This is a genomic window from Halomicrococcus pelagicus, from assembly GCF_050954125.1.
In genome coordinates this window covers 36,533-49,318 of sequence record NZ_JBPBWC010000023.1, presented here as the reverse complement: position 1 = coordinate 49,318, position 12,786 = coordinate 36,533, and the positions used below count along the sequence as shown (strand labels likewise).

The following is a 12,786-nucleotide window of genomic DNA, read 5'->3' as shown; positions in this document are numbered from 1 at the left end:
GCGACCTGGTTGAGACCATGGAGAGTCGCAATCCTGCGACTGGGGAGGTGCTGGAAACGTACGAGACGGACGACGAGGCGTCCGTCGACGAGAAGCTCCAGCGGGCGAGCGAGACCTACGAGGAGTGGCACCGACGGTCGATCGAGGACCGACAGCAACTCATGGCGTCGGCGGCCGAGGTGCTCCGGGAGAACAAGGAGGAGTACGCCGAGACGATGACGAAGGAGATGGGGAAACCCATCGACAGTGCGGTCTCGGAGGTCGAGAAGTGCGCGTGGGTCTGTGACTACTACGCCGAGCACGCGGGCGAACACCTCCAGGACGAACGCATCGGCTCCGAACCGGGCGTCGACTCGTACGTCTCCTACGAGCCGCTCGGGACGGTCCTGGCGGTGATGCCGTGGAACTTCCCGTTCTGGCAGGTGTTCCGCTTCGCCGCGCCGAACCTCGCAGCGGGCAACGTCGGCCTGCTGAAACACGCCTCGAACGTCCCGGGCTGCGCCACGGCCATCCAGGAGGTGTTCGAGGAGGCCGGCTTCCCCGAGGGGGCGTTCACGACACTGCTCATCGGTTCCGACGCGACCGACGACGTCATCCGGGACGACCGCGTGGCCGGGGTGACGCTGACCGGCAGCGACCGCGCCGGGCGCGCCGTCGCCGAGACGGCCGGAAGCGAACTCAAGAAGACCGTGCTCGAACTCGGCGGCAGCGACCCGTTCGTCGTCATGCCGGACGCGGACGTCCAGGACGCCGCGGAGACCGCAGCGCAGTCGCGGACCGTCAACTCCGGACAGTCCTGCATCGCCGCGAAGCGCTTCATCGTCCACACCGACGTGTACGACGAGTTCCTGGACGCGTTCCTCGCGGAGATGGAGTCCCTGCGGGTCGGCGACCCGACCGACGACGACACCGACATCGGTCCGCAGGCCCGCGAGGACCTGATGGAGGACGTCCACGAGCAGGTTCGGGACAGCGTCGACGCGGGCGCGACGCTCGAACTCGGCGGCGAACCGCTCGACCGCGAGGGCAACTACTACCCGCCCACCGTCCTTACGGACGTGCCGGACGACGCCCCCGCGGCGAACGAGGAGGTGTTCGGCCCCGCTGCGGCCGTCTTCGAGGTCGAAGACGAGGAGTCGGCCATCGAGCGCGCCAACGACATCAGGTTCGGTCTCGGCGCGAGCATCTGGACGCAGGACCGCGAACGGGGGAGCCGCATCGCGGGCGAAATCGAAGCCGGTCTCGTTTTCGTCAACGAACTCGTCAAGTCCGACCCGCGCGTCCCGTTCGGCGGCGTCAAAGACTCCGGCTACGGCCGCGAACTGTCGAGACACGGCATCCGGGAGTTCGTCAATCGGAAGATGACCTGGCTGGCGGACTTCCCCTCGGAGAAGCGCGATAGCGGCGTCGAATAGTCCGACGACTCGAACTGTACTCCCGACAGTTCTCTCGGTTTGATGTCACTTCCGGTCCTACGTCGGGGTGCATGTGGGAACTCGGTCCCGACGCAGACGAGCCGGAGTGGCACGAAGTCGAGAGTCCGTTCAAGAAGTCCATCTACGAGGTAGTGAGTACGGCCGCCGGACCGTACGCCATCGGTGACGGCGGGACGCTGCTGGCGAACCGCGACGGCGAGTGGGAGGTCGTCCTCGACGACGGCCCGCGCACTCGCGACAACCAGCTCCGCGGGCTGGCCGTCACCGACGACGGGGAGCGGGTCTGGTTCGCCGGCTCCTCGGGCGCGCTGGGCTGTTACGGCGTGGAGTCCCGCCGGAAGTTCGACTACTCCAACCCCAACGAGATGACCAGCACCTGGGAGGGCATCGCCGTCTCCGGTCAGCGCGGCTCCGAGAAGGTGCTCGTGGCCAACGGCTCCGGCGAGATCATGCCCTTCACGGTCGACGGGTTCGACGAGAACTGGGGCGTCGTCAGCAAGCCGGCGAAGAAGGGCTCGAAGGTGGCGGCACTGGCCGCGTCGCCCGACGGATACGGCTACGCCATCGACACCAGCGGGAACGCGTTCAAGACGACGAAAGACGACGGCTGGGAGGACATCGGTATCGTCAACGCGCAGGTGAAGTTCTACGACATCTACGCCGGCAAGGACAAGCGCGTCTACGTCGCGGCCGGCGACGGACGCATCTACCGGTACGACGACTCCTACCACGACTGGACGCCCATCGGAATCACCGACAAGAGTTCGCTCCGGGCGTTCGACATCCACGGCGACCAGATGGTCGTGCTCGGCAACGGCGGTAGCATCTTCCAGCGCTCCGGCGAGGAACGGTGGGAGGCCGTCCACTCCCCGACGGGGAACACACTGTACGACATCGCGCTCGGCGACCCCGACGTGGCCGTCGGCGCGTCCGGAACCATCCTCCAGCGACTCCGCGGCGAGACGCGCCACGCGGGCACCAGCCCCGACGACGACCAGTTCGACGGCCGTGGCGAGCACTACGACGGCGACCCGAATCCGACGGACGACGGCTCCGCTGACGGCGGTTCTGATGGCGGCTCCTCCGACGGTGGGTCCTCCGACGGCGGATCCACGAGCGACAGCTCTTCCGTCGACACCACGACGAACGACGGGTCTACAAGCGACGGGTCGACAGACGACGGGTCCACGAATGACGGTCCTTCCGGCGACGGCTCTACCGACGACGGCTCTTCAGGCGACGGGTCGTCCAGCGGCGAATCCACCGACGACACCACGACGAACGACAGGACGACCGGTAGCTGACCGCCCCCGCTCTCGACTCCATGGGGGGCGTGCGCCGCCGCTTCACTCGCTTTTCTTTCGCGCTTCGAGCACCGTCGCGTTCGCTCCGACGGCGACGCCGACGCCCGCGAGCACGCCGTGAATCGTGGCGCTTCCGCCCCAGTCGAGCGCCGTCCAGTCGCCGTTCCGGACGAACAGGCCGCCGCTCTCGCCTCCCGCCAGCAGGCGGTTACCGCTCGCGTCGAGCGCGCGCACCGCTCCGTCGCCGAGCGCGAACGGCGTCCACGACGCACTGCTGCCCGGTTTCAGTCCGGTTCTGGTCGACTCGAAGACGCGCCCGTTGTCGCCGCCGACCCACGGTGACTCGGCGACGCAGACGGCGTAGAGGCTGCCGCTGGCCGGTGCGACGCCGACGCGCTCCCACTCGTCGTCCGTCGTCATCCACGCGCCACCGCTACCGTCCACCGCGTACCAGGTCTCGCCCGCGTCGGTCGCCAGCGCGGTCGGTGCGCCGCCGGGGGCGCTCCAGCGGTCCCACTCCACCGCGGTGCCGGCACCGTTTCCGACGAGCATGTTCCCGCTACCGTCGGCGACCAGCACCCGCTCGTTCCCCCGAGACCCGGCGACGGCGAGCGCGCGGAAGGTGTTCTCGACGCCGACCGGCGCGGAGCAGTTACCCCGGTCCCCCGTCGCCGGGTCGTAGTAGCCGAGCGCGCCGTTCGACCCCGCGAACCAGACCCGCTCCCCGTCGTCGGTGGCGGCGACGGCCCGGAGCGTCTCGCCCCTGCCCGCCGGACCGTTATCGAGGACGACGCCCCACGTCCCGTCGCTAGCGCGCCCGACGGCCGCGCCGGCGTCCCCGACCGCGCACGGCCCCGCGGCCGTGTCGGTCACGTCGTAGAGCGTGCTCGACGCCGGGACGTCGACCGGCCGCCAGGTCCGCACGCTCGTCTCGGATTCGAACTGCCACATGCGGAGACGTACGGCGTCCCCGTCCATCAACCCCGGAAACGGTGCGGCGATTCGGTCCGTTTGGCCGGAGAATCAGCACATCCGAACGGTGCGGAAACCTGGCACGTCGTCCACTCTTAGGCGGGTCCGGGCCGTAACGGTGGTATGGTCCGACTGGAAGATTTCGTTCCCGGACTCGGAAAGCCGTTCGTCCGGCGTCGCATAGACAAGGTGTTCAGCCGCAAGATGCTCGGAGCCGTCTTCGTCGGGACGGCCGCGACGCAGGCAACCGAGAAGACCGTCGTGGTCGCGTTCGCCGGCGAAGTGAGCAAACAACTGCTCGCCTGGGTCGGCGTGTTCGTCGCCTCGGTCGTGGCGTTCGTCTGGTGGGACCGCATCGAGCGGCGAACGGAACTCGCCGCCGACGAGGCCACCGAGGAGATGGCGGAGACGGTGAACGACGTCACGGAGTCGGTCTCGGCCGACGAGTAGCCTACTCCGCGTCCGCCGGGTCCACGACTCCACCGCTCTCCGGGTCGACGCCCACCCTGTCGCAGATGCCGTACAGCGGACAGGCCTCGGGACCGTCGAGACACGCTGGCCTGCGCGCCGAACAGTACTCCCTGCCGAACTGGATGCTGGCGGTGTGTCCGAACCCGCACTTCTCGGCGGGCACGTCGCGCTCCAGCACGGCCCGGACATCCTCGTGGTCGGCGTCCGGCGGTGCGACGCCGAGGCGGCGGTAGATGCGGTGGACGTGAGTGTCGACCGGGAAGACGCCGCCGCGCCCGCCCGAGAAGAGGAGGACGCAGTCCGCCGTCTTCGGCCCGACGCCGTTCATGTCGAGCAGTTCCGTTCGCACGTCCGCGGGGTCGCGCTCCCGGACGAACTCGTCGAACGCGTCGGCGCTGCCGTACTCCGCGAGCACGCGCTCGGCGGCGGCGACGATGACCTCGGCCTTCTGGTTGTAGAGGCCGGCCGGGCGGATGGTGTCCGCGAGTTCCGCGCGGTCGGCGTGCGCCAGCGCGTCCGCGAGGTTCTCCGGCCCGTACCTCTCCATCAGCGCGTCGTGGGCCGGCTGGCTGGCCACGTCGCTCGTGTTCTGGCTCAGGATGGTGCGGACGAGACACTCGAAGGCGTCCTGGCCGCCGTACGTCTTCTGCCAGTAGAGTTCTCCGAGGCGGTCGACCACCACCTCGGCGCGCGTGTCGGCGTCGCCGGGGTCGAACGTGGCCGCCGCCCCGCCGCCGGCGCTCCCACCGCTGATGTTCTCCGCGGGTTCCGGGTCGTCGCTCATGTGACGCCGTTGGGGCCGGAGCGGATAAAAGCGGTCGGCTACTCGTCCGCGAGCGCCCGCCACGCCCGAAGCCCGTCGCTCGGGTGCCCTCCAATCGCCCCCCACGACGAGGGGTAGCGAATCGGCGAGACCGTCACCGCCAGCGTGAACAGGCAGTTCCAGAACGCGGCGTAGAGACCGAACCGCGTCCACCGTCCGTCGGCGAGGCCGACGACCAGACCGACGAGGAGAGCGGCGAGTCCGGTCGCCGCGGGCCCCCCGGCGTGGACGGCGAGTTCCCGCCACCGTCCGTCCGGAAGGGTCTCGTATCGACAGAAGCCGTACCACCATCGACGCCAACCCGAGGGGTCGCCCCCGACCGCCAGGCGGCCGCGCGCCCACCGCCAGCGTTCGCCACCGACGACGACCGTGGCGCTCCTGTCGGTAAACGCGAGAGTCGCGGCCGCGTGCCCCAGTTCGTGAACGAGCGTCAGCACCGGCACGACGAACAGCCACACACCCCCGAGGACGAGTGCCGCGAGGAGCGGGTCGGCGACGTTCACTCCCGGGACGTGACGTCCTGTTGATAAAAGCGTTCGGTCGGTCAGTCGTCGCGCTCCACCGTCAGCGTCACCGTCAGTTCGGCCCCGTCGGCGAGCGCCGCGACCAGTTCCCGGTCGAACCCCTCCGCGGCGAACTCGGCACCGACCAGAACCGTGCGGTCGTCCACGTAGTCGCTGGTCCGACCAACGGCGCTCCGGTCGCTGTCGAAGGTGAGGTCCGGATGGCCGCGACCGGTCACCGTCTCCTCGTGGTCGCCCGCCGCGAACGTCGCGGTGACGACCGCGTCGGCGTCTCGACACGCGGCGACGAACTCGGGGTCGAAGTCCGCGGGGGCGCGGTCGGCCTCGATGCCGAGGATGCAGTCGCCCGCCGGGGTGAGGAAGTCGTCGGTCGTCACCTCGAAGGTGCTTCCGTGCGCCGCGCTCACGTTCTCGTGGCCGCGTGCGCGAATCGTCTCTCTCATCGTGGGTCGCTTTCGAGCGGACGCACTTCAGGAGTTCACTTCGGGGCGGCGCTCACCGCGAGACGGTCACCGTTACGGCTCCGCAATCGCACTCGTACGCGCGGCGGGTGCCGGCGTCCACGGTCATCGCCAGCATCAACTGGTCCGGGCCGAGTTCGCGGTCACAGCCGGCGGCCTCACAGGCACAGCGGAGCTGTTCTTTCATACGGGTTCTCTCGCCCCCATCACCGTCAAAGCGCGCCGTCCGCGGAGTGAAAGTGAAAGTGGCGACGCCGGCCTGCAGACGCGCCCGGTAGGACGGGTGACTTTTATATCCACTCCCGGAGAGCGTGTGAAGCGTTTCCACGCGTTCTGAGGCGCGTGACAACGGTTTCCACATGATTAGAGGGACAAACTTTAAATAGCTATGCCGAATATGAAGTAGTACCTGAACGCCTCCGGCGTCACGGGAGAACAGCGCGTCAACCGATGATACGGGAATATTGTAACCGGCTGGTTGATACGAGGATGCAAAGTGACGACGCTACCCGACGATCGGGGCGGAAGGCACCGAGGTTTAACTACGCATGGTAAGTGTAACAGAAGAGGAACTCCAGAACAAGTCGAAAGGCGAACTCATCAAACTCGCGGGACAGCTTCGAGACCGACGAAACGAGCTGAACCAGAAGGCTAGCAAGCGCGCCTCCAAGCGCGACGACCTCAACGCGAAGACGCGCGAGAAGGTCGACGAAGCCCAGGAACACCGCGAGAAGCGCGACGAGCTCAACGAGCAGGTCCAGGAACACAAGGAGCAGCGCAACGAGCTCAACGCGAAGGCCAACGAGCTGTTCGACCGCGTCGAGGAGATGAAAGAGGACCTGGAACTCGACGAGGGCAAGGACCTCGAGGAGCTCGAAGACGAGATCGAGGACCTGGAGTTCAAACAGCAGACCGAAGTTCTCTCCACCGAGGAAGAGCGAGAGCTCATCGAGAAGATCGAGGCCAAGCGCGAGGAGTACCAGCAGCGAAAGGAGAAACTCGACCAGAGCGACGAACTCGAGGACCTCGTCGAGGAGGCCGAGGAGGTCCGCGCCGAGGCCAGCCGTCACCACGAGAAGGTGACCGAACTCGCCGACAAGGCCCAGCAGCATCACAACCAGATGATCGAGGCCTACCGCGAGGCCGACGACATCCGCGACGAGGCCGACGAGATGCACGAGAAGTTCGTGGAGGCCCAGGAGTCGGCCGACCAGCACCACGAGGACTTCGTGCGCGTCCAGAAGCGCCTGCGCGAACTCGACAAGAAAGAGGAGAAAGAGCGCAAGTCCGAGAAGGAGAAAGAGCGCGAGAAGGCCAAAGAGGAGGCCGAGGAAATCTACCAGCAGTTCAAGGAAGGCGAAACCCTCGACACCGAGGACCTGATGAAGCTCCAGAAGACGGGTCTCCTGTAGACGGACTGTTCTCTCTGCCGAAGTTTTAACGCCGACGCCCGCACACGAATAGCGCATGACGAGGTGTCCGTATGGCTGACGATAGTTCGCGGCTCGCACGCAGGGTCGTCGTACTGGTCGGCGCGATCGTCGCGGTCGCGCTCGGCTGGCTGTTGTTCGTCGAACTGCCCACCGACCTCGCGGAACTGCTCGGCGTCGTCGCCGTCCTGCTCGTGGGCGTGGTCGGTGCGCGGGTCGCCGGTCGCGCGGCGCGCGGACTCTTCCCCGACTACGACGTGGCCGAGGTGGCCGTCGAGGGGCCGATAACCCGCCGCGACGGTGGCCGGGTTCCGACGCCGACCGGGACGCCGACGGACGACATCGTCGAGCAGATTCGGCGCGCGGACGACGACGACGCGGCGGAGGCGCTGTTGCTTCGCCTGAACACGCCTGGCGGCGAGGTAGTGCCGAGCGACGACATCCGCCTCGCCGCCGAGCGCTTCGACGGGCCGACGGTGGCCTACGCGACCGACGTCTGCGCCAGCGGTGGATACTGGATAGCCAGCGGCTGCGACGAACTGTACGCCCGCGAGGGGAGTCTGGTCGGGAGCATCGGCGTCATCGGTTCGCGGGTGAACGCCACGGGACTGGCGGACAAGCTCGGCCTCTCGTACGAACGCCTCGCAGCGGGCGAGTACAAGGACGCCGGCGTCTCGCTGAAGGAGATGACCGAAGACGAACGCGAGTACCTCCAGGGCATCATCGACGGCTACTACGAGACGTTCGTCGACCGCGTGGCAGAGGGCCGGGAGATGGACGCGGAGTCGGTCCGGGAGACGGAGGCGCGCGTCTACCTCGGCGACCGGGCCCGCGAAATCGGCCTCGTCGACGAACTCGGCACTCGCAAGGAGGTGAAAGCGCGACTGGCCGACCGCCTCGGCGTCGAGTCGGTCACCGTCGAGGAGTTCCAGCCCCAGCGCGGTCTGCGCGAACGACTCCAGACGGGCGTGCGCTCGGTGGCATACTCGTTCGGTGCCGGCGTCGCGAGCGTGTTCGACGACGAGGGCGACGCGAACGGGTTCCGCTTCCGGGCGCGGTAGCGAGCGACGGCGGTTGCTCCCGGAATCCGCCTCAGTACAGAGTTCCGTTCGACGGCGGCGACTACCCGCGCGGTTTCGCGCCGTTCGGGCCAAAATCGACGGCTGCGGTCGCGGTACGGAACGGCCAACCGTTATTGTCGTCAGGTCCGTGCCAGTGGTATGCACGGAGTCGGCGCACGCAACCTGGGGGTGTTGCTGGTCGCGGTCGCGGTCGTGCTCGTCGCGCCGGGGGGCGTCGTCGGGACGGGAGGGTCCGACGCGACCGGCGCGCAGGACGTGAAGAAACAGTCCGACCCGGAGAACGACGTCGTCGGCTGGGAAGACGGATACTGGTACGACGAATCCATCGCCGTCGACCAGAGCGACGGCCTGACGGAGGCCGAGCGCCGGGCGTACGTCGGCCGCGCCATGGCCCGCGTCGAGCGGTTGCGCGGCCAGGAGTTCCAGGAGCGGGTCGAACTGAAGGTGCTGTCGCGCCAGCAATACCGGCGCATCGTCCGGGCGCAGGCGGACGCGGAGTTCGGCCCCGCTCAGCGCGCCTGGGAGAACCAGGTCTGGGAGGCGCTGTTCGCCGTGAACGAGTCGACCGACGCCGCCGGCGAAATGGTCCAGTTGCGCCAGGAGCGCATCGCCGGCTTCTACCTCCCCGGAACGAACGACATCTACGTCATCGCGGAGTCCGAAGACCGTCCCGTCGTCGACAACGCGACGCTGATTCACGAACTCACCCACGCGCTCCAGGACCAGCAGGTCGGCCTGTCTTCGCCGTCGCTGCGAGCGCAGACGATGGACGGGCGGCGCGGCGTCGACGGTCTGGTAGAGGGCGAGGCGATGTACGTCGAGAAACTGTACGAGCACCGCTGTCGGTCCGGGTGGGAGTGCGTGACGACGCCCGGCCCGGACCCGCCGGAAGCCCCCTACGAGGGCGGCCCGCTCCCGGACTACAACCTCGCGATGCAGGTGGCGACCATCCAGCCGTACTCCGACGGACCGCCGTACGTCGCCGCCCGGATAGGAGCGAACGAAACCGACGGTACGGACGGTAACGCGTCGGAGAAGAACTGGTCGAGACTCGACTACCGTCGTCCGCCGTTCGGCTCCGAGCAGGTCATCGACCCGGCGACGGACGCCGACCCGCCGCCGACGCTCAGACTCGGCGAACAGGCGACCGACGGCTGGCGACTGTACGGCAAGCGGGGCGAGAACGGCTCCCAGACCGTCGGCGAGGCGGGCATCTACACGATGTTCTGGTACCAGGGCCGGGCGTACGACAACCAGGTCATCCCCTGGCGAGAGTTCGATACCGCCGACGGCCCGCTCGACGAGTTCAACTACACGAGCGAGCCCTCCGACGGCTGGGGGAACGACCGCCTCTGGCCGTATCACGACGGTGAGAAGCGGGGGTACGTCTGGCGGACTACGTGGGACACCGACGAGGACGCCGTGGAGTTCGAGCGGGCGTACCGCGAACTGCTCGCCGGCCAGAACGCGACCCGCGTCGGGCGGAACACGTGGGTGGTTCGGCGGGGCGGGTTCGAGGACGCCTTCCACGTGGTCCGCGACGGGAAGAGGGTCACGATCGTGAACGGGCCGACCGTCGAGAGCCTGACGGAAATCCGACCAAGCATCGAGATTCGGGCGGCACAGGACGGCTGCGACTGTGGACAGTAGCGGTCACACGGTTCAGTTGTCGCGACCGCAACCGAGACCTGCATCTGCTCCTCCGCGACTGTAGCCGCGCCGGAGCCGAGGGCGGTGGGCGCTGTCGTCCCGCGGCGTGTCGGTGCGAACGTTCAAGTATCGAAGCGAAGCCAACCCCGGCGTGACCTGAGAACTACCACACGAGGAGTCGAGGCGAACGCGTGACGAACTCCCGTGCCGAGCCGATCCGTCACCAGATACAGCTACGAATTCGCTCATGCGGAGTCGAGCCGCGCCTGCGACATCGTTGTCGCAGCACGTCTCGCACTGCGGACCCCCGCACGGAACTTCAGACCCGGGGACATTCGGGGGTCCGAGGCCCCGTCGCGGCGGCCGAACGGTTATACTCGCCGGGCGACCAACCTGGCGCATGGTCGACGCCGAGAGCCGCGACATGGTCGCCGAACTGCACGGTCACCTCGAAGCGACGGCGGAACTCCCGGTGACGACCGAGGCGAGTCGCTGGCTGGGCGAAGCCGAGGCGGTCGTCGGCGACGCGAGGAGGGGCGACCCGCCGGCGTCGGTCGTCGCGAAGCGAGTCGAACAGGCTCGGGATCTGCTCTCGCACGTCGAGGCGACGGGAAGCGACGAGGCCGACGAGCACGTCGACGCGGCGCGCGACCTGGTAGAGCGCGTGCTGGAACGGCTGGACGACGACTGACGGGGCGACAGCAAGCTCTGTCACTTCAGGTGGTTTTAAACGAGCGCGTCCCCGATACAGGTGGTCATGGGAAACCCGCCACGGAAAGACGAGCAGTTGCGAAGTAGCGAGGTCACCGAGGGACCGGAGCGCGCGCCGCACAGGGCGATGTTCAGGGCGATGGGGTACGACGACGCGGACCTCTCCTCGCCGATGGTCGGCGTCGCCAACCCCGCCGCCGACATCACGCCGTGCAACGTCCACCTGGACGACGTGGCCGCGGCGGCCATCGAGGGCATCGACGCCGACGGCGGGATGCCCATCGAGTTCGGGACCATCACCATCTCCGACGCCATCTCGATGGGGACCGAGGGGATGAAGGCCTCGCTGATATCGCGGGAGGTCATCGCCGACAGCGTCGAACTGGTCGCGTTCGGCGAGCGCATGGACGCCCTCGTCACGGTCGCGGGCTGTGACAAGAACCTCCCGGGGATGATGATGGCCGCCATCCGCACCGACCTGCCGACCGTCTTCCTCTACGGCGGCTCCATCCTCCCGGGACGACACGAGGGCCGCGACGTCACCGTCCAGGACGTGTTCGAGGGCGTCGGCACCTACGCCCAGGGCGAGATGAGCGAGGACGAACTGGAGAGCCTCGAACGCGACGCCTGCCCCGGCGCGGGCTCCTGTGGCGGGATGTTCACCGCGAACACGATGGCCTCCATCAGCGAGGCGCTCGGTCTCGCCCCGCTGGGGTCGGCCGGCGCGCCCGCTGAATCCGATGAGCGCTACGAGGTCGCCGAGCGCGCGGGCGAACTCGTCCTCGACTGCGTCGAGAACGACCGCCGGCCCTCGGACGTGCTCTCGAAGGCGTCGTTCGAGAACGCCATCGCGCTTCAGGTCGCCATGGGTGGGTCGACGAACGCCGTCCTCCACCTGCTCGCACTCGCCGCCGAGGCCGGCATCGACCTCCACATCGAGGAGTTCGACGAGATAGCGCGCCGGACGCCGAAGATAGTCAACCTTCAGCCCGGCGGGACGAGGGTGATGAAGGACCTCTACGACGTGGGCGGCGTCCCGGTCGTCCTCCGGCGACTGCTCGACGCCGGTCTCGTGGACGGCGACGCCGCGACCGTCACCGGGCGCACGCTCGCCGAGGAACTGGACCACCTCGAACTGCCCGCAGACGAGGAGATCGACGCGGACTTCATCCGACCCGTCGACGACCCGTTCAGCGAGGAGGGCGCTATCAAGATTCTCACCGGTAACCTCGCACCGGACGGTGCGGTGCTGAAGGTGACCGGTGACGACAAGTTCCACCATCAGGGACCGGCCCGCGTCTTCGAGAACGAGGAGGACGCGATGCAGTACGTCCAGGAGGGCCACATAGAGAGCGGCGACGTCATCGTCATCCGCAACGAGGGACCGCGGGGTGGGCCCGGGATGCGAGAGATGCTCGGCGTCACCGCGGCCGTCGTCGGCCAGGGACACGAGGACGACGTGGCGCTCATCACCGACGGCCGGTTCTCGGGGGCGACCCGCGGCCCGATGATCGGCCACGTCGCGCCGGAGGCCCGCGGCGGCGGTCCCATCGCGGCGCTGGCGGACGGCGACGAGGTGACCGTCGACATCCCCGAACGGACGCTCGAAGTGGACCTCTCCGAGGACGAACTCCAGCGGCGTCTCGACGAGCGCGACCCAGACGGACCGGCCTACGAGACCGGCGTGCTGGCGAAGTACGGGGCCGCGTTCGGCTCGGCCGCCAACGGCGCTGTCACCAATCCCGGCGCGAAAGAGCAGTAGCGTCCGGAGTCGGCGGGAGAGTGCCGTTTGACGGTGGTTCCGGACGACGCTTCGGGACGTGGGGCATCGCGAGTGCTTCCGGGGGAGAGAGCGACGGCGACGGCGCTACGTTGTCTAATCGGCCGAACCACCTGCTCCGACCGGCTAGCCACGCGAGTCC

At 68.3% G+C, this 12,786-nt stretch carries 13 protein-coding genes; 8 read left to right on the top strand and 5 right to left on the bottom strand.

Features of this window, described 5'->3' with window-relative positions; all coding sequences use genetic code 11:
- Window positions 1–17: 17 nt before the first annotated feature.
- Both ACRYA2_RS24060 and ACRYA2_RS24055 read left to right on the top strand, forming a co-directional pair.
- The gene (locus tag ACRYA2_RS24060; protein WP_433633859.1) at window positions 18–1,415 is read left to right on the top strand and encodes an NAD-dependent succinate-semialdehyde dehydrogenase; all 1,398 of its coding nucleotides are present in this window, start codon (window positions 18–20) and stop codon (window positions 1,413–1,415) included.
- A 71-nt stretch (window positions 1,416–1,486) separates the two neighbouring features.
- Window positions 1,487–2,740, top strand: coding sequence for a sialidase family protein (locus tag ACRYA2_RS24055; protein ID WP_433633857.1), 1,254 nt, complete (start codon window positions 1,487–1,489; stop codon window positions 2,738–2,740).
- Window positions 2,741–2,782: 42 nt separating this feature from the next.
- Here ACRYA2_RS24055 and ACRYA2_RS24050 read toward each other — a convergent pair whose 3' ends face one another.
- Window positions 2,783–3,691, bottom strand: a complete 909-nt coding sequence (locus ACRYA2_RS24050) for a beta propeller repeat protein (RefSeq protein ID WP_433633855.1) — start codon at window positions 3,689–3,691, stop codon at window positions 2,783–2,785.
- Between the two features lie 144 nt (window positions 3,692–3,835).
- On the opposite strand from ACRYA2_RS24050, the gene ACRYA2_RS24045 reads away from it, so the two are divergent.
- Window positions 3,836–4,162 carry a hypothetical protein gene (locus ACRYA2_RS24045; RefSeq protein ID WP_433633853.1) on the top strand — a complete coding sequence of 109 codons (327 nt, stop codon included), beginning with the start codon at window positions 3,836–3,838 and terminating at the stop codon, window positions 4,160–4,162.
- A 1-nt stretch (window position 4,163) separates the two neighbouring features.
- Here the strand turns inward: ACRYA2_RS24045 and ACRYA2_RS24040 are convergent, their stop codons facing one another.
- The 4 genes from ACRYA2_RS24040 to ACRYA2_RS24025 are packed head-to-tail and all read right to left on the bottom strand — an operon-like array spanning window position 4,164 to window position 6,178.
- Window positions 4,164–4,967: an endonuclease III domain-containing protein gene (locus ACRYA2_RS24040; protein ID WP_433633851.1), complete on the bottom strand. Its 804-nt coding sequence runs from the start codon at window positions 4,965–4,967 to the stop codon at window positions 4,164–4,166.
- Window positions 4,968–5,005: 38 nt separating this feature from the next.
- Window positions 5,006–5,509 carry a hypothetical protein gene (locus tag ACRYA2_RS24035; RefSeq protein WP_433633849.1) on the bottom strand — a complete coding sequence of 168 codons (504 nt, stop codon included), beginning with the start codon at window positions 5,507–5,509 and terminating at the stop codon, window positions 5,006–5,008.
- Window positions 5,510–5,550: 41 nt separating this feature from the next.
- On the bottom strand, window positions 5,551–5,973 hold the full coding sequence (locus ACRYA2_RS24030) for a DUF371 domain-containing protein (RefSeq protein ID WP_433633847.1): 423 nt from the start codon (window positions 5,971–5,973) through the stop codon (window positions 5,551–5,553).
- Between the two features lie 52 nt (window positions 5,974–6,025).
- Entirely contained in the window at window positions 6,026–6,178 is a 153-nt protein-coding gene (locus tag ACRYA2_RS24025) for a hypothetical protein (protein WP_433633845.1), read from the bottom strand.
- Window positions 6,179–6,539: 361 nt separating this feature from the next.
- Between ACRYA2_RS24025 and ACRYA2_RS24020 the strand changes: the two genes are divergently transcribed.
- From ACRYA2_RS24020 to ilvD, 5 genes are all read left to right on the top strand, one after another.
- Window positions 6,540–7,403, top strand: a complete 864-nt coding sequence (locus ACRYA2_RS24020; RefSeq protein ID WP_113277283.1) for a coiled-coil protein — start codon at window positions 6,540–6,542, stop codon at window positions 7,401–7,403.
- A gap of 71 nt (window positions 7,404–7,474) precedes the next feature.
- The gene (gene sppA / locus ACRYA2_RS24015; RefSeq protein ID WP_433633843.1) at window positions 7,475–8,482 is read left to right on the top strand and encodes a signal peptide peptidase SppA; all 1,008 of its coding nucleotides are present in this window, start codon (window positions 7,475–7,477) and stop codon (window positions 8,480–8,482) included.
- Between the two features lie 159 nt (window positions 8,483–8,641).
- Window positions 8,642–10,153: an Hvo_1808 family surface protein gene (locus ACRYA2_RS24010; RefSeq protein WP_433633841.1), complete on the top strand. Its 1,512-nt coding sequence runs from the start codon at window positions 8,642–8,644 to the stop codon at window positions 10,151–10,153.
- Between the two features lie 400 nt (window positions 10,154–10,553).
- Entirely contained in the window at window positions 10,554–10,844 is a 291-nt protein-coding gene (locus tag ACRYA2_RS24005) for a DUF8152 family protein (RefSeq protein ID WP_433633839.1), read from the top strand.
- Between the two features lie 66 nt (window positions 10,845–10,910).
- Window positions 10,911–12,626: a dihydroxy-acid dehydratase gene (gene ilvD / locus ACRYA2_RS24000; protein ID WP_433633837.1), complete on the top strand. Its 1,716-nt coding sequence runs from the start codon at window positions 10,911–10,913 to the stop codon at window positions 12,624–12,626.
- Window positions 12,627–12,786 lie beyond the last annotated feature (160 nt).

Coding starts and splice junctions, on each gene's coding strand:
- ACRYA2_RS24045 (WP_433633853.1), top strand. CDS start 3,836: ATGGTCCGACTGGAAGATTTCGTTCCCGGACTCGGAAAGCCGTTCGTC.
- ACRYA2_RS24060 (WP_433633859.1), top strand. CDS start 18: ATGGAGAGTCGCAATCCTGCGACTGGGGAGGTGCTGGAAACGTACGAG.
- ACRYA2_RS24025 (WP_433633845.1), bottom strand. CDS start 6,178: ATGAAAGAACAGCTCCGCTGTGCCTGTGAGGCCGCCGGCTGTGACCGC.
- ACRYA2_RS24030 (WP_433633847.1), bottom strand. CDS start 5,973: ATGAGAGAGACGATTCGCGCACGCGGCCACGAGAACGTGAGCGCGGCG.
- ilvD (WP_433633837.1), top strand. CDS start 10,911: ATGGGAAACCCGCCACGGAAAGACGAGCAGTTGCGAAGTAGCGAGGTC.
- ACRYA2_RS24005 (WP_433633839.1), top strand. CDS start 10,554: ATGGTCGACGCCGAGAGCCGCGACATGGTCGCCGAACTGCACGGTCAC.
- ACRYA2_RS24055 (WP_433633857.1), top strand. CDS start 1,487: ATGTGGGAACTCGGTCCCGACGCAGACGAGCCGGAGTGGCACGAAGTC.
- ACRYA2_RS24020 (WP_113277283.1), top strand. CDS start 6,540: ATGGTAAGTGTAACAGAAGAGGAACTCCAGAACAAGTCGAAAGGCGAA.
- ACRYA2_RS24040 (WP_433633851.1), bottom strand. CDS start 4,967: ATGAGCGACGACCCGGAACCCGCGGAGAACATCAGCGGTGGGAGCGCC.
- ACRYA2_RS24050 (WP_433633855.1), bottom strand. CDS start 3,691: ATGTGGCAGTTCGAATCCGAGACGAGCGTGCGGACCTGGCGGCCGGTC.
- ACRYA2_RS24010 (WP_433633841.1), top strand. CDS start 8,642: ATGCACGGAGTCGGCGCACGCAACCTGGGGGTGTTGCTGGTCGCGGTC.
- sppA (WP_433633843.1), top strand. CDS start 7,475: ATGGCTGACGATAGTTCGCGGCTCGCACGCAGGGTCGTCGTACTGGTC.